The 16,762-nt window shown below is 59.8% G+C and carries 12 protein-coding genes; 3 read left to right on the plus strand and 9 right to left on the minus strand.

Translation table 11 applies throughout. The features are described 5' to 3' along the window. Positions 1–9 precede the first annotated feature (9 nt). From K0B93_RS10725 to K0B93_RS10755, 7 genes are all read right to left on the minus strand, one after another. Entirely contained in the window at positions 10–969 is a 960-nt protein-coding gene (locus K0B93_RS10725) for an ABC transporter substrate-binding protein (RefSeq protein ID WP_219867201.1), read from the minus strand. A 91-nt stretch (positions 970–1,060) separates the two neighbouring features. After that, on the minus strand, positions 1,061–1,969 hold the full coding sequence (locus tag K0B93_RS10730; protein ID WP_219867202.1) for a lysine exporter LysO family protein: 909 nt from the start codon (positions 1,967–1,969) through the stop codon (positions 1,061–1,063). A 35-nt stretch (positions 1,970–2,004) separates the two neighbouring features. Beyond that, positions 2,005–2,376 (minus strand): hypothetical protein, encoded by a 372-nt coding sequence (locus K0B93_RS10735; protein WP_219867203.1) that lies wholly within the window; start codon positions 2,374–2,376, stop codon positions 2,005–2,007. Between the two features lie 18 nt (positions 2,377–2,394). Continuing rightward, positions 2,395–2,715, minus strand: coding sequence for a DUF2288 domain-containing protein (locus tag K0B93_RS10740; protein WP_219867204.1), 321 nt, complete (start codon positions 2,713–2,715; stop codon positions 2,395–2,397). Between the two features lie 87 nt (positions 2,716–2,802). Beyond that, entirely contained in the window at positions 2,803–3,231 is a 429-nt protein-coding gene (locus K0B93_RS10745) for a response regulator (RefSeq protein WP_228743349.1), read from the minus strand. Beyond that, positions 3,218–3,385 (minus strand): hypothetical protein, encoded by a 168-nt coding sequence (locus K0B93_RS10750; protein ID WP_219867205.1) that lies wholly within the window; start codon positions 3,383–3,385, stop codon positions 3,218–3,220. Before K0B93_RS10750 ends, K0B93_RS10745 begins: the two co-directional genes overlap by 14 nt. A gap of 3 nt (positions 3,386–3,388) precedes the next feature. Next, entirely contained in the window at positions 3,389–5,077 is a 1,689-nt protein-coding gene (locus K0B93_RS10755; protein WP_219867206.1) for a diguanylate cyclase, read from the minus strand. A 95-nt stretch (positions 5,078–5,172) separates the two neighbouring features. Between K0B93_RS10755 and K0B93_RS10760 the strand changes: the two genes are divergently transcribed. The 3 genes from K0B93_RS10760 to K0B93_RS10770 are packed head-to-tail and all read left to right on the plus strand — an operon-like array spanning position 5,173 to position 11,748. Next, the gene (locus K0B93_RS10760) at positions 5,173–6,948 is read left to right on the plus strand and encodes an ATP-binding protein (protein WP_219867207.1); all 1,776 of its coding nucleotides are present in this window, start codon (positions 5,173–5,175) and stop codon (positions 6,946–6,948) included. 7 nt (positions 6,949–6,955) lie between these two features. Continuing rightward, positions 6,956–9,784 carry a PAS domain-containing protein gene (locus tag K0B93_RS10765; protein WP_219867208.1) on the plus strand — a complete coding sequence of 943 codons (2,829 nt, stop codon included), beginning with the start codon at positions 6,956–6,958 and terminating at the stop codon, positions 9,782–9,784. 20 nt (positions 9,785–9,804) lie between these two features. Continuing rightward, on the plus strand, positions 9,805–11,748 hold the full coding sequence (locus K0B93_RS10770) for an ATP-binding protein (protein ID WP_219867209.1): 1,944 nt from the start codon (positions 9,805–9,807) through the stop codon (positions 11,746–11,748). A 44-nt stretch (positions 11,749–11,792) separates the two neighbouring features. Here K0B93_RS10770 and acnA read toward each other — a convergent pair whose 3' ends face one another. Both acnA and K0B93_RS10780 read right to left on the minus strand, forming a co-directional pair. After that, positions 11,793–14,552 carry an aconitate hydratase AcnA gene (gene acnA / locus K0B93_RS10775; RefSeq protein ID WP_219867210.1) on the minus strand — a complete coding sequence of 920 codons (2,760 nt, stop codon included), beginning with the start codon at positions 14,550–14,552 and terminating at the stop codon, positions 11,793–11,795. 265 nt (positions 14,553–14,817) lie between these two features. After that, positions 14,818–16,611, minus strand: a complete 1,794-nt coding sequence (locus K0B93_RS10780) for an ABC transporter ATP-binding protein (protein WP_416383208.1) — start codon at positions 16,609–16,611, stop codon at positions 14,818–14,820. Between the last annotated feature and the right edge of the window lie 151 nt (positions 16,612–16,762).

Genomic DNA, 16,762 nt, shown 5'->3' on the forward strand with positions numbered 1-16,762 from the left:
TCAGAGCCCTCAAATGACACTCCGGGGCAGGAAGGATGGATCACAAAGTCGTCGCGAATCGGGCATCCGGCTGATCATGCCCTCGCTCGTCATGATATGACCCAGGCTACGCGCAATATATTCAATCCGACCGGTCGACGCCATATACCGCTGGTTCGCGGCCAGGTCAGGCAGCATCACGGTCGCGAGCGCCTGTCTGATTGCCGCCGGTGAGGTGTTCTGACGACTGGCGACGCGGTAAACCGAATCGTGCAGGTTGCGGACCAGGTGCCGCAGCCCGGCAAAATGCGCGTTCAGAAGATCCCGGACCGCCCTGGGGTTGTTCTCGGCTGTTTCGCGGTTCACCACCAGCACATCGAAAATGGTCTCTGGCAGATCGCCACTGTCAAACAACCGGACGCCACCCTGACGTTGGAGAATCGAGGCAACAGGTTCATAGCACACGGAAGCATCCACTTGTCCTCGCCGCCAGGCATCGACATGCTCATTGACCGGAAGATCGACCTGAACGATATCGTCACGGCTCAGCCCTGCCCGTTCCAGGATCTTGATCAACAGGATCCCGGAGACACCGGCAAGTTCGGCTGCAACCCGTTTCCCCTTGAGTTCAGGCAGTTCCCTGATGGACGGCTGCACGATCAGCGCATCGGCACCGGCGGAAACATCCGTCACTCCGACAACCACCGGATCACCGCCCTGGTCCTTCACCCTAAGCATCTCATCCAGGGTAAGGGCGGCGCCATCAAGCGCTCCGGAGAGCAGGCCGGCCATAGAATCCGCCGCAGCCTCACCCTTGAACAGGGTTACCGACTCGGACAGCCAGCCAAACTCCTCGGCCAGATACAGGGGTTCATAGCCAATCCATGGATGAATACCCATTCGGAGCGGCTGCGATCGGCCACATCCGGAAATGCCCGTTGCCGCCATGACGGCGGCAACGGAAAATCCTAGAAAGTGGCGACGGTGCATGGGTCATTCCACGGAGAAGAAGTTAACTTCTTTTAATCTTACTGTGTGGGAGTTACGGGTAAAACCCTTACCGGTCCTGCAGAGCGCCAAATTAGCCCAGGGACAGGAAAATACCCATCAGGACCGGTGACAGAAACGACAACAGGAAGCCCGACGCAATCGCCACGGGCACACACGCCAGGCCGCCGCTGCTGCGTATCACAGGCAGGGTAAAATCCATCGCCGTGGCACCGCCGTAACCGATGGCCATGGCCGGACGGGTCGAAATCAGCAGGGGAATGATGGCCAGCGCAATGATCTCCCGCAGCACGTCATTCAGGAAGGCGACCCCGCCCCAGGCTGGTCCCAACGCCTCTCCGACCACAATCCCGGACAGTGAGTACCAGCCAAACCCGGAAGCCAGTGCCAGCACATCATGCCAGGGCAATGCCAGCACCGGGATCAGCAGGGCGCCTGCCACCAGAGAACTGAGGGTCAGTGCAAGGGCAATGCCCAGGCCCTGACGGTTCATCAGCAACTTTCGCAGTGAGAGGCCAGCATTCCGGAGCTGTAGCCCGATCAGGAATAACAGTAGCATCAGAGACCAGGTGGCGACGTCCTCGATCAACGGCAACCTGGGCAACAGGAAGAATCCGGCCAGCAGTCCGACTGTCACCGCCAACAAAGGCTTGAGCCCCGCCATGAAGAGTCGACGGTACCCGGGGCCCTCGCCTTCGGTGCCATGGACCGGTGTCATTGGCTGCCAGCGATGAAACAGCCAGAGCCCGGCCATGTTAGCTACGAACAGGACAACCACCAGCACCAATACCTGAACCGCCATGCCGCCCAACTGAGTGGCAAGACCCTCCATCTGTCCTAAACCCACGCCCAGCAGACCCAGGATAAAATAAACCAGCGTCTCCACCAGGTAGTGAATCACTGTCATCGCACGACGGCTCGTCAATGGCAGGGCAAACCCCAGGAACAGGGGAGCAAGAATCAGCAATGCACCGGTCAGCATGGTGTCCTCAAGCAGGGTAAAGAAGGGATTTTCAGTCAGGCAATGGGTTCGAACTGGTCGGGATCCAGTGTCGTCCGGGCAGCGCCGGCACCCTGGTCAGTGCGTATATTACGGGCCAGGCGCTGGGCAGTCACCGACCACACCACATAATCCGACGGGCACGGCTCATAGCCGTTTCCCATCAAGGCCCCGGCGGTACTGCGCAGGACCGACTCGGCCCGCGCCAAGGTCCGCCAGGGGCCCTGGCAATGCTGACGCTCCGGCTGCCCACGGTCGGGGCCGGTCAGGGCAACCAGGGCCCAGGCCCCTTCACCGACCGGCTTGATAAACAGTTCGAGACGGTGTTCGCGCCGAACCATCACCAGTGCCTTCAGGGGGCTACGACCGTGGAAATAGTGCAGTTTCATACGGAAATAACGGTGAAGTCAGTGCAGGACATGGCCAGACCGATCCTGAACCAGTACCCACGGGGCAATCACCACCGCCCACAGCTCGGTGTTGTTGTCGTACCAGGCTTGGGCCAGGTCCGGAGGGATATCCCCCACCTTGCCATCGGACATCCATTGCTGGAACCGGGATTTGTTGTCGGCTGCCAGCTCGGTCGCCACCTCCAGCAGGTCGAGTTCCGGCGCAACCCGAACCACCTGCCCCCGGGCAAAATAGGTTTGCAGGTCGTGCCAGTGAATGCGGGAAGTTTCCAGATTCAGCTTGGCTTTCAGCTCATTCTGGGAGGGTTCAGACGACATGACAGGGGCCTCGGTGATGCCAGGGATTCATTCCCACAGGGTAACCGAATCGCCGGCCGCGACACCAGTGCGAGCCGCCAGATGAAGTCAATCGGGGTGGGTATCCGGGGCCAGGCTGTCCCATATCTCGCGAATCCGGTCCGACAATGCCATTGGATCGAAAGGCTTGGGAATCACTGCGGCAGCGCCCTGGGAGAGATAACCACTGACCTCATCGGGCTGCACCTTTGCGGTCATGAAAACGGCGGGGGTCCGGGCAAATCCCGGCTGCTGGCGGATCGCGTTCAGGGTGGTCGGACCATCCATGCCGGGCATCATCACATCCAGCACAATCAGTTGTGGCTGGAACGCCGCAATGGTCGCCAGTGCGCTTTGGCCGGAGGCACAGGTTTTCAGGGTAAACCCACCAACGGCTTCGAGCGCCAGTTCCGCCACCGCGCGGATGTCTTCCTCGTCCTCAACCAGCATGATTTTCTCAAGCTCGATACCTGCACCCGCCATCTCATCCTCCTGCATAGTCCTGTCCCTCGTCGTCCCCTGTTGACTGCCAGTCTTCCAGTCCGAGTTGTCGCAGCAGCTTGCTGCGTTCTTTGGCCGGCGCCGCTTCACTGGTCACCAGCGCCTGATTCAGTGCCATCAGATCGTCATCTTCAACGACCAGAGCATCCATAAATCAGCTGACCGTCCCGACCGTTTCCGGTTCGTCACCACTGACTGTGACGCCGTTGCGACCGCTCTGCTTGCGCCGGTAAAGGGCCTGATCCGCAGCTTCCAGGGCGTCATCACTGGTCCGGAAATCTCCGAGCGGCGCCATCCCGACGCTCAGAGTCACGGAAAATTCCCGGCCACCGCCACTGAATACGATCCCGGACATGTGGTCGCACACGGACTGAAGGACTCGTTGAGCGTCTTCGACAGAACAGTCCGGCAGCGCGACCACGAATTCCTCGCCGCCGTATCGGCCAATCATGTCCGACTTCCTGAGCCTGTGCCGCAGCAGGTTTGCCAGCCCCTTGATGACCAGGTCACCGGTTCGGTGCCCATACCGGTCATTGACCTGTTTGAAGTGATCGAGGTCGAGCATTGCGACGACAGACGTCTGCCCCAGGCGCGTGCACCGGGCATGCTCCTTGTGGATTTCCGATTTGGCCAACGAATGCTTGAGCAGCCCGGTCAGACTGTCCCTTGAGGCCAATTTGTCCCGTTGCCTCGCGCGGTAACAGCGCACTGCAACGGCTCGCAGCAGGAACCTATCGGATACCGGCTTGGTAAGAAAATCATCACCGCCCTGGGACAGGGCCTCAACCTGGAATTCCCGGTCTTCCTCGGAGGAAAGATAAATGATCGGGAGACCCAGCCATTCCGGATCGAATCGAAGCATCCGGGCCAGGTTGAGGCCACTGAACTGCCCCATTTGCACATCCATCAGCATGATGTCGGGCCTGAACTCCGACAGGACACTCAGAATCTGGGCCGGATTGTTCACCCGTCGGACTTCCATCCCGCCGTTCTCCAGTACCAGTCCATAATGTTCCAGCAATTCAGGGTCATCATCCACGATCATGACTCGGCCGGACCGGCCCTCATCGCGTTCTGTAATGAGCCGTTCCATGTAGTCCGCCAGCACCGGGATATCCACTGGCTCACAGACAAAGCCGTCGACACCGCGCTCTGCCAGCGCATACCGCCCGGTAAAGGAATCCTCGGCGCCAATACAGATGATCGGGGGTTTGACCGCCAACGCATCGAGGATCCCACTCTCGCGGATCACAAGTTCATCCCTGACGACCAGGGCGGAAACGCCCGCCGCCCCGTTTGCCAGCGCGCTCTCGATCGAGGAAAAGACGTTGACCAGGAAACCGTAGTGCTCCAGTCCGCAGGTCAGGTCACGGGCCGAATCCGGCTCCGGGTCCACGATAAGCACGACCGAATCTTCTGTTTTATTGCCGAAGATAAGCGGGGAGGAAGGGTCATGGGGCTTGGGCGCCCCCTGCTCCTGGGACACAAGGCTTGCCAGATTCGCAACCCGGGATACGAAGGCCTCATTGACGACCTCACGGACCTGCGCCGTTGTCAGGCCCCGCTCCGGCAGACCATCATCGGTATCGGCCAGCGGCTTTACCAGCCTTTCCAGCGATCGGGCTTCCTCACCAAGGGCTGCAAATCCAAAGGTGCCCGCGGACCCGGATAGTCGATGGAGGGAATGGTAGACCGAAGTGATGTCACTGGCGCAATAATCACCTGCACGAAAGCGTTCCACGGCTCCCTGCAGGAGACCAATCTCTGTCGTTGCTTTTTCCTTGAACCGCAGCTTCAGAAGTTCCAGCTTCCTTGCAACTTCAGATTTTTTCTCTTCAGACATGGCTCTTCAGTGTAATCTGCTCCACTATTCGAATGTGCCAGACTCCGAGAGACATCAAAGCAGTAATTCCAGCAAAGTACCAGAAGGAAGTCGGTTTGCGCTCATTTTCACTGGGCACCCGTATTGCCCTGATTATTCTCGTCGGAACCATTGCGACTGTCGGGTCCGTGCTGCTGATTGCCTACAGTGCCCTGGTTGATGATTTTGAGACCATCCTGACCGAACAGCAGCTGTATGAAACCCGCCGGATTTCAGCAGAAGTTGACCAGCGGTTGCAGTTGAAACTGGATGTTCTGGCGGAATCCGCCAGTATGCTGAGCCATGGCGACCGGTTGCACAGCCTTGAGGACATTGGCGAACAACTTGAGAGACAGCGACTGCTGCAGTCCCTGTTCCCGGACGGCATCCTGGTGTTCGATGACAAGGCCACGGCCATTGCAGAGACGATCTCTGTGCCCGGCCGAATCGGAACGAATTATGCCGACCGGCAACATATCAAAGAGGCTATAGAAACCCGGCAACCGGTCATCAGCCGGCCCATCATGGGCCGCACAACCGGCGTCCCGCTGATTTCCTTCGTCGCCCCCATTGAAACCGACGACGGCGACCTTCTCGGGTTCCTTGGCGGCACCATCAATCTGGGCGAAACCAGCATCATTCCTGCGGAAATGCTGAGCGAAATTTCCAACGACGACGCCAGATTCAAGGTCATCGATACCAACAACTTTCTCTACATTGAAGGTGGACCGACACCCGAAAAAGGTATCCAGTCCTTGCCGCCCCCCGGCACAAACCCTCTGATCGATGCCGCGTTGTCCGGCATCAGCTTTGGCCAGACCCAGGGGCCAGATGGCGAGGTCCTGATATACGCCACCAGTCATCTGCAGAAACTTGGCTGGCAGTTTGTTCGTGCGGTCCCCTTCGACTGGGCCACAGCACCGGCGGAGGCCTCGTTCGGCCGATTTTTGGGGATCAGCCTGGGCATCGCGATGATGATTGCTGTGGTCAGCTATCTGCTCAGCCGGTCAGCCACCACCCCTCTGGATCGCATGACCCGCAAGATCGAGAACATGGTCCGGAATACGTCGGAGGCAGCCCGGCTGGACCCCGTCGGCCCGGGTGAAGTCCGGAACCTCGCCCTGGCGTTCAATCGCCTGATGGATGAACGGGATTCCATTGCTCAGATGAAGGAGCACTTTGTCTCCAACGTGAGCCACGAACTGCGCACGCCCCTGACCTCGATTAATGGTGCGCTGCGACTGATCCAGTCGGGTGCCGCCGGAGACCTGCCTGAACGGGCCCAACAGATGAACACGTTGGCGCTTCGAAACGGTGAGCGACTGCAACTTCTGATTTCGGATTTGCTGGACTTCAGCAAACTGTCTGCGGGCCAGATGGCCGTCACCCTGGGGCAGGAACCGTTAACCCCGATTATCGAAGCAGCAGTGTCGGGCAATCAGGCCATGGCAAACGACCACCAGGTGACTCTGACAGCCGAGTGCGACCCCGGACATACCGTCGTCGCCGATCCTCACCGCTTACGCCAGATCCTCGACAACTTCGTCAGCAATGCCATCAAGTTCTCACCCGCCCGTGGCAATGTGAAAATCCGGGTTCAACCGGGCGGCGACCAGTCACTGCGCATCGTTGTTCAGGACAATGGTGACGGCGTGCCGGAGAGTTTCGTAGAACGCCTGTTCGAGCGTTTTTCCCAGGCGGAAGCCGGAAGCACCAGATCAAACACCGGCACCGGGCTTGGGCTGGCCATCTGCCGGGAACTGATCGCACTGATGCACGGCCGAATCGGGTACTACTACGATCAGGGGGCCAGTTTCTGGATAGAGCTCCCCACTGCCGCACAAAAGGCCTGAAAACACCATGAAAGCGCCGGAATTCACATCCAACGAACTGGGGCGACAGGCCGCCCTGGTCCGTTCCGGGTTACTGGACACCAGCCCCGAGGAACGGTTTGATCGCCTCACTCGCATGGCCCGCAGGATCTTCGGTGTTCCCATTGCGCTGGTCACCCTGGTTGACCGTAACCGGCAATGGTTCAAATCCTGCCAGGGCCTGGACGTTCCCCAGACGCCTCGTGACATTTCGTTCTGTGGCCACGCGATCCTGCATTCGGACCTTCTGGTCATTGAAGATGCCCTCAACGACGAGCGTTTCCACGACAATCCGCTGGTCACCAAGGTCCCTCATATTCGCTTCTACGCGGGCGCGCCCCTGCACAGCGCCGACGGCTTCCGCTTGGGTACGCTGTGCATCATCGATCAAGCTCCACGCCGCCTTTCCGGAGACGACCGCATCCTGCTTCGGGAGCTTGCCGATTGTGTCGAGCGGGAAATCAATCTGCAGGCTGCCTCGGAGTTCTACCAGAATCTCAAGCAGAGCGAGCGGCGGGCCCGGGCGGTGATTGATGGCACCCGGGTCGGAACCTGGGAATGGAACATCCAGACGGGCGAAACTGTCTTTAATGAACGCTGGGCTCAAATCTGCGGATATCGGCTCGAGGAACTGGAACCGGTCAGCATCCAGACCTGGCTCAACCTTGCCCATCCCGAGGACTTACGGGAATCAGAGCGACTGTTGATGGCCCATTTCGCTGGCGACCTCGACGAATACGACTGCCGCTGCCGGATGCAGCACAAGAATGGGCACTGGGTGTGGGTTCATGATCGGGGCCGGGTCTTCGAATGGACCGAAGATGGCCAACCCTTGCGAATGTACGGCACCCATGCAGATGTCTCCGCGGAGATGGCCAATCTGCAGAAGATGCAGCAGCAGAACACCGCCCTGAGCATTCTGAACGACCTTGCACTGGACCCGGAAACGGACGACGACGCACGCATCCGCAAGGCGTTGCGTCTCGGAGCCGAGTACCTGGACATGCCCCTTGCCATTGTCAGCGAGATCACCAGCAGCGTTTACACCGTTCTGTGGTTCAATGCGCCGGAGGACGCCGGGCTTGAGGAAGGGCTCAGTTTTTCGCTTCCCGATACCTACTGCTCGATCATGGTGGAGCAGGACGACAGCCTGGCTATTGAGCACATGGCACGCTCGCCTTACCGGGATCATCCCTGTTACGAGCTGTTCGGTCTCGAAAGCTACGTCGCCGCGCCCATCTACCTCCATGACCGACTGTTCGGCACGCTCAACTTTTCCTCGCCGGAGCCTCGAGAACAGGGATTCTCCGAAACGGAAGTCACGTTTGTCACCCTGCTGGCACGCTGGGTGGCCGGCGTCCTCGAACGGCGTATCAGCGTTCAGACCCTGACCAAACTGGTAGAGCAGACGCCGGGCATGCTTTACCAGTACCGGCTGTGGCCAGACGGCTCGTCGGCGTTTCCGTTTTCAGGACCGGGCATACGGGAAATCTACGGCGTCGAGAGTGAGGAGGTTTCTGACGATGCATCGCCGGTCTTCTCCCGCATACACCCGGACGATCTTGCAACCGTTGGCGCCAGTATCACCGCATCGGCCCAGCAGCTTTCCGTGTGGCAGCAGCAATACCGTACGCGCCGTGGCGACGGTGAGTGGCGCTGGGTCGAGGGCCGTGCAACTCCGGAACTCCTGGCAGACAAGAGCATTATGTGGCACGGCTACATTGCTGATATTGATGACAAAAAACGAATCCAGCTCGCCCTGCAAGAGAGTGAGGACGAACTGCGGCGACTGTTCGAGTTATCGCCCATCGGCATTGCCCTGAACGACTTCCATCAGGTCAGTTTCCTGGATGTGAATCAGGCCTTGCTTGAGCCCACGGGCTACACCCGGGAAGAGTTCATGGTGCTCGATTTCCAGCAACTGTTGCCCGAGGGCGAATTCACCGGATTACGCGGTCGCGCCTTATCGGAACTTGAGGAATCCGGCCGTTTCGGTCCTTTTGAACAGGACATCGTGCGCAAGGATAACTCCACCTATCCCGCGGTTATCCAGGGCCTCCTGATTACCAACGCATCGGGTCGTACGCTGGTCTGGTCGCTGATTGAGGACATATCCGAACGCAAGAAGGTGGAACAGATGAAGAACGAGTTCATTTCCACCGTCAGCCATGAGTTGCGGACACCGCTGACGTCCATTGCCGGCTCCCTGGGTCTCATTGCCGGTGGCGCATTGGGAGCGTTGCCGGAACAGGTGGATCGAATGATCGCCATCGCGGCCCGTAACAGCGACCAGCTGAAGCAACTGATTGACGATCTGCTGGACATGGAAAAACTGGTCTCCGGCAAAATGAAAATTCGCCTGCAACGTCAAACCGTCAGTCCCCTGATTGAGGACTGCATTGATCGCATGCGCACCTATGCCGTTGACCGGGTCATCACCGTCCGCTTTGACGACCATCATCCGGACCAGGAACTCCCCGTTGACAGCCACCGCCTTGACCAGGCCCTGGCCAATCTGCTGTCCAACGCCATCAAGTTTTCCCCGGCACACAGCGAAGTGATCGTGGGAACCCGATTGGACCGGGGGGAGTTCCGCATTCAGGTTTCGGACCAGGGGCCGGGCATACCGAACAATTTCCGGCACCGGATTTTCCAGAAATTTGCCCAGGCCGACAGTTCGAACACCCGAGGCAGGGGCGGCACCGGTCTCGGCCTGGCGATCACACGGGAGATCATGACCCAGATGGGCGGCGGGGTTGGTTTCGAGTCGACCGAGGGTCGGGGCGCAAGCTTCTGGCTCGAGATCCCGACCAGCTAACGGACAGTGAGACGAACGCCATGCCTTCAAAAAATCGGGACAAACTGTTTCATTCGCTGATCTGGGCTTCCCGGCTTAGTGTCCTGTTGTTGATGGTCGCCGTGGCCGTGTCGCTCGATGCTTCCTGGACCAGCCGTCATAAAACCGATGTACGCCACCAGTGGCAGGCGCGGCTTGATGATCTCAGCCTCAAACTTCAGGGCACCATCCTGCAGAACATCCAGACCGTCTGGGGGCTGGCGGCCAACGTGTCCGTGCAGCCCGACATTGACGAAGAGCGTTTTCGCGAACTGGCCGCGGTGATCTTCAGCCTGGCACCGGAACTGAGGAATATCGGCCTCGCTCCCGAATTCGTCATTCGCAATATCTACCCGATGGAGGGAAATGAGGCCGCACTGGGACTCAATCTGACACACCAGAGCATGCCGCCGGACCAGATCAAATTGATGCTCGATTCCCGCCGGGCGGTTTTCAGTGGCCCCATCAACCTGGTTCAGGGCGGCCAGGGGCTGGCGGGCCGCATTCCCATTTTCGACAGTCAGACCGGTGAGTTCTGGGGGGTCGTCTCGGTCATCCTGGACCTGAAGCGACTCTATCGGGCCGCCGGTGTGGTCCCGTTTGACGACGACCTCAAGTTCGGACTGTCGACGTCCGATGACCCCGATAACCGCGACGCTTTCTTCCTGGGGACAGGCTCCAACCGGTGGGAAAGCCCGGTAACGACCAGTCTGAACATGCCCGGCACCCGTTGGACCCTCTTCGCCGAACCGGTCCGCGGCTGGCCCAGTCATCCCGAAGCGCCCTGGCTCGTGCGTGGTTTGCTGGCCCTGACGGTTCTGGTGGTGACCGCCGGCACTTTCTGGCTCACCAACCTGTTGCTGAAAGACCGGAAAATGCAGCGCCGGTTCAAGGGGCTGTTTGAGCTCGCGCCGATTGGCATAGCGCTCTACAGTGCCCATCGCGGGGTGCTGCTTCAGGCCAACCAGGCTTTCAAACGCAGCTTTGGCATCGCAGCGCAATCGCTGACCTTTTTCGACAGCCCCCTCGATCACCACGGCAGGCCTCAGGCTGCCAGACCGGGCATTCGGGACACCCTGAAAAAGAAAGTCCGATTCAGTGGACTGGAGGGCTTTTTCCCCAATGCGGAACAGCAGTTGGTGCCGATGATGCTCCATGGGCTCCGGCTCGATGCCCGCGACAGTGAATCCGTCATCTGGCTCATAACCGAAGACATCTCGGAACAGAAAAAAGTGGATCGCCTGAAGAGCGAGTTTATTTCCACCGTCAGTCATGAACTGCGAACCCCGCTTACCTCCATCTCGGGCTCATTGGGATTGCTTGCCAACAACGCCGCGGGCGAACTCCCGGAACGGGCCTCCAAGCTGGCGCAGATCGCTTACCGCAACAGCCGGCAACTGGCGATGCTGATCAACGATTTGCTGGACATCGAGAAACTTGCGGCCGGAAAAATGACCTTCAAATTCAGCGATCACCGGCTGCCAGAGCTCGTTCAGGAATGCGCTGAAAACATCGACCCACTGGCCCAGGAACGCCGGATAAAACTGGTCGTCGATACCATCGCCCCGGTGGGAGTCCGCGTCGACCGGCAAAGGTTTGACCAGGCCTTTACCAACCTGCTTTCCAACGCCATCAAGTTTTCTCCCGACGGCGCCAAAGTCAAAGTCTTTACCGAAAACTACCGTGACCGGATCCGGCTGTGCGTAAGGGACCATGGAGAAGGGGTGGCCCCGGGATTCCGGGAACAGATTTTCCAGAAGTTCTCCCAGGCGGATGCGTCAGACCGGAGAGCCAAGGGCGGCACCGGGCTCGGGCTCGCCATCACGCGGGAACTGATGGCCCATATGGATGGCACGGTTGACTACCATTCGACACCGGGAGCCGGTGCCCTGTTCTGGCTGGAATTACCGGTTATTTCGCAGGCAGTCAGGCAGGAAGCGCACTGAGGCCCGACGGAACATTCCGCCGGGCCCCACACTGTCACGCGGGTTTACGCGGACTTGAGCATTTCCCGCACCACGTAGTGCAGGATGCCTCCGTGCTTGAAGTAGACCGCCTCGTTGGCCGTATCGATACGCGACTTCAGCTTGCAGGTGTCGGTAGAGCCGTCTTTGTAGGTCACGGTCATCGTCAGGGTCTGCCCGGGCTCGATGTCGCCAGACAGACCCTCGATGCTGATCGTTTCCTCACCCGTGAGCTTCAGGCTCTTGCGGTCCGTGCCTTCCGGAAACTGCAGCGGCATCACGCCCATACCGATGAGGTTGGACCGGTGAATCCGCTCATAGGATTCCGCCACCACCGCCCGGACACCGAGCAAGCGGGTTCCCTTGGCCGCCCAGTCGCGACTGGACCCGGTGCCGTATTCCTTGCCGGCGATGACCACCAGCGGCGTACCCTCTTCCTGGTATTTCATGGCCGCATCGTAGATGGGCATTTGCTCGCCCGAAGGCACATGCCGGGTGAAGCCACCCTCTACGCCGTCGAGCATTTCATTGCGGATGCGGACGTTGGCAAAGGTGCCACGCATCATGACTTCGTGGTTGCCGCGGCGTGAGCCGTAGGAGTTGAAGTCTTTCGGATCGACACCCTGCGCCTGCAGATACTTGCCGGCCGGTGTATCCGGCTTGAAGGAGCCGGCGGGCGAAATGTGATCGGTGGTCACCGAATCCCCCATCAGCGCCAGGATGTTGGCGTCCCGGATGTCCTCGATGGCTTCCGGCTCTTCCCCCATGCCTTCAAAGAACGGTGGATGCTGGATGTAGGTGGACTTGTCGGACCACTCGTACACCTTGCTCTCGGGCACCTTGAGGGCCTTCCAGGTGGCGTCGCCATCGAATACTTCGGCGTATTCCTTGCGGAACATGTCGGTTTTTACCTTTTCGACAGCCTCCGCGATTTCCTGCTGGCTCGGCCACAGGTCCTTCAGGAAAACCGGGTTACCGTCCTTGTCGACGCCAAGAGGGTCTTTAACCAGATCCAGACGGACGTTACCGGCCAGCGCGTACGCTACGACCAGGGGCGGCGATGCTAACCAGTTGGTCTTCACCTGGGGATGCACCCGCCCCTCAAAGTTACGGTTACCGGAGAGCACGGATGCCACGGTCAGATCACCATCGTTGACTGCTTTCTCAACGGCATCCGGCAACGGACCCGAGTTACCGATGCAGGTGGTGCAGCCATAGCCGACCAGGTTGAAGCCCAGTTCGTCGAGATCGTCCTGGAACCCGCCAACTCTCAGGTAGTCGGTCACCACCTTGGAGCCCGGCGCCAGCGAAGTCTTTACCCAGGGTTTGGTTTTCAGGCCTTTCTGGACGGCTTTTTGGGCGATCAGGCCAGCGGCCATCATCACGCTCGGATTCGAGGTGTTGGTACACGAGGTAATCGCCGCAATCACCACCGCCCCGGGATGCAGGCGGAAGGATTCGCCATTCATCTCGACATCCTGACTGGCGTGGTGTTCATAACTGTCCTCCACGCCCACAGCGGTTTGCCCCCCTTCCGATTCCAGATTGCTCTCCCGGGAGTCTGCCGGCCCCTCGGCGGTCTCCATCAGCAACTCGAACGACGCCTTCATGTTCTTCAGGGCCACCCGGTCCTGGGGACGCTTCGGACCTGCCAGGCTGGCCTCGACTTCGCCCATGTCCAGTTCCAGGGTGTCGGTATAGATCGGCTCATGGCCCGGCTCCCGCCAGAGGCCTTGGGCCTTGGCATAGGCCTCCACCAGCTCGAGCTGATCGTCCTCGCGGCCGGTCAGGCGCATGTACTTGATGGTCTGCTCATCGACCGGGAAGAAGCCGCAGGTCGCCCCGTACTCGGGGGCCATATTGGCAATGGTGGCCCGATCCGCCACCGGCATGTCCTTGAGACCGTCGCCGTAGAATTCCACGAACTTGCCCACGACCCCTTTCTTGCGCAGCATTTCCGTCACCGTCAGCACCAGATCGGTGGCGGTAATGCCTTCCCGAAGCTTGCCGGTAACCTTGAAGCCGACCACTTCGGGAATCAGCATGGACACCGGCTGGCCCAGCATCGCGGCTTCGGCCTCGATACCACCAACGCCCCAGCCCAGAATACCCAGACCATTGATCATGGTGGTATGGGAATCCGTGCCAACCAGGGTGTCCGGGTACGCAAAGGTCTTGCCGTCCTGGTCTTTCGACCACACGGTCTTGCCCAGGTACTCGAGGTTGACCTGGTGACAGATCCCCGTGCCCGGCGGCACCACCCGGAAGTTGTCAAAGGCCTGTTGGCCCCAGCGCAGGAACTCGTAACGCTCCTCGTTGCGCTCCATCTCGATCGCGACGTTGTCCTTGAACGACGACGGATCGCCAAAATGATCCACCATCACCGAGTGGTCGATCACCAGATCCACCGGTGACAGCGGATTAATCAGGGCGGGGTCCTTGCCCGCAGCCTTCACGGCCTCGCGCATGGCAGCGAGGTCAACCACCCCCGGCACACCGGTAAAGTCCTGCATCAGCACACGGGCCGGACGAAACTGGATCTCAGTCTCGGAACGGCGGTCCTTCAGCCATTGCACCATGGCGTCGATGTGGCTGCGATCGACCGTGGTATCGTCCTCGTTGCGGAGCAGGTTCTCCATCAGGACCTTAAGGGAAAACGGCAGCCGGTTGAGATCACCCAGGGTGTCCGCCGCCTTTGGCAAGCTGTAGTAGTGGTAGGTCTTGCCACCCGCATCCAGGCTGGACAAGGTATTCAGGCTGTCTTTGCTGGGACTGTCGTTCGACATGTGGTGCCTCCTTTTCGTCGTTATCCGAACATACCGGAAGGCTGATTGAGCATGGCAAACCCCGCTATACGGGCGCCAAGGAGCCATGCGCAAGCCCTTGCATCAGTGTGCGCGCGACATTGGTTCATACACAATACGGGACAGACTGGTGCAAGGACTCGGAGATGTGAAGTCACCTATAACTATTGCACCGATTGACCAGAGTTCAACTGCGCCCGGTGAATGTTCGGCATTCGTCCAGTGAATGTCCGACCAAGGTCGATGACTACATCTGCCGTTCTCCGTAGAGCTGGGCATAAAGTCCTTCGCGCTGGATCAGCTCGTCGTGATGGCCTTCCTCGATAATCCGGCCATCTTCAAACACGCAAGCACGATCGGCCCGTTTCACCGCACTCAGGCGGTGGGCGATGATCAGGGTGGTGCGTTGGCGCAGGAAGGCTTCCAGGTCCCGGTGCAACTGGAACTCGGTCTCGGCATCCAGGGCCGACGTGGCTTCGTCGAGGATGACCACCGACGGGTCCGACAGGATCATCCGGGCGATCGCCAATCGTTGCCGCTGGCCGCCTGACAGGCGAACGCCCTGGCGCCCGATCATGGTATTGAGCTGGTCGGGCATCATCGCAACGGTTTTATCCAGTTGGGCGATGCGCAGGGCCTCCCAGAGCTCGGACTCGGGCTTGTCACGCCCCAACGTAAGGTTCTGGCGCACGGTGTCATTGAACAGTGCCGGGTGCTGCAGCACGGTGGCTACGTGCTCCCGCAGGCAGGGCAGCCCGATGCGCTGGACCGGCACGCCGTCGATCAGGACCTCCCCCCGCTGGGGCGTATACATACCGAGGATGACCTGAACCAGTGTGGATTTGCCACCGCCGCTGGCCCCCACCACCGCCACTTTTTCGCCCGGTTTCAGGTCGAGGTTTATGCCCCTCAATACGGGCTCGCCGTCGTAGCTGAAATGAACATCCCTGAGGGTCAGCCCCACTGTGTGGCGACCCCGGAACGGGTTTTCCAGCGCCGGATAACGAGGCTCCTCTTCCAGTTCCAGAAGACGGTTGATGCGGCTCAGGGCCGCGTTGGCGGCGAACCAGGCATACTGCATGTTCAGCATCTCCTGCACCGGGGTCAGCATGAACCAGAGGTAGCCAAATATGGCGAACATCATGCCGATGCTCAGATCGCTGAATAACACCGTCACCATGGCCGCGCCCCGGAACACATCAACCCCGAACTGGAACAGCGCGAAGCTGGCCCGGGAAGCCGCATCGCTGCGCCACTCGAACTGGATGGCATGGTCCCGAACCGTGCGGGCCCGATCGATCAGCTGGCGCAGGTAGTGTTTTTCCCGGTTCGCCGCCCGGAGCTGGTGGATGGCATCCAGGGTTTCGGTGAGATCGCCCTGGAACGCCTCATACGCCGCGTTCTCCCGGCGCTTGAGTTCCTTGACCCGCTTGCCAATCAGGATGGTGGCAAAGATCACCAGCGGGTTGAACAACAGAATGAGCAGGGCCAACTGCCAATGCACCCACAACAGGACCAGCGCCGTCCCGGTTACCGTCAGGCTTGCCACCAGGAAGCGACTGATGGTGGTCCCCAGAAACTGGTCCATGGTGTCCAGGTCGGTAATGAAATGACTGCTGATTCCACCGGACCCCCGGGTTTCGTATTCAGACATGGCCACCCGCTGCAAACGACCGAGTAACCGGGACCGGATCCGGAAGACCACGTCCTTCGACACCTTGGAGAATTCCCGGGACTGCAAGACATTGAAGGAAAGCGCCGCCAACCTCAGAGCAAACGCCGCCAGCACCATCAGGCCAATGTAGACCACGGGCTGCTGCCAGGCTTCCGGCAGCAATCGGTTCATCACCGGCAGCACCGGCCCCGCTTCCTCCAGCAACACCTCGTCCACCAGCACCGGCAACAGCAGGGGCACCGGCACACTCATCACCGTCGCCATGATCGCCAGCAGGTTCGCCTTGACCAGGCGCGGCTTATGCTTGAGCGCCAGCGCGAAGACATCACGCCATTGGTAATGGCGCTGCGCGCTGTCGATATCGATGGAACGGCTGGTGCGTGGTTGCTGGTCCAAGACTCCTCCGGTTTGACTGCCTGCCCTGACCCATACGTCGGGGTTCTGACAATAGTCTACCTGTTAACCGGTTTGCTGCGATTGCCAATAACATCTGTCATCATTGGCCCTCGATCTCTTC

Origin of the sequence: Marinobacter sp. F4218, assembly GCF_019443085.1 — a bacterium.
Lineage (GTDB): Bacteria > Pseudomonadota > Gammaproteobacteria > Pseudomonadales > Oleiphilaceae > Marinobacter > Marinobacter albus.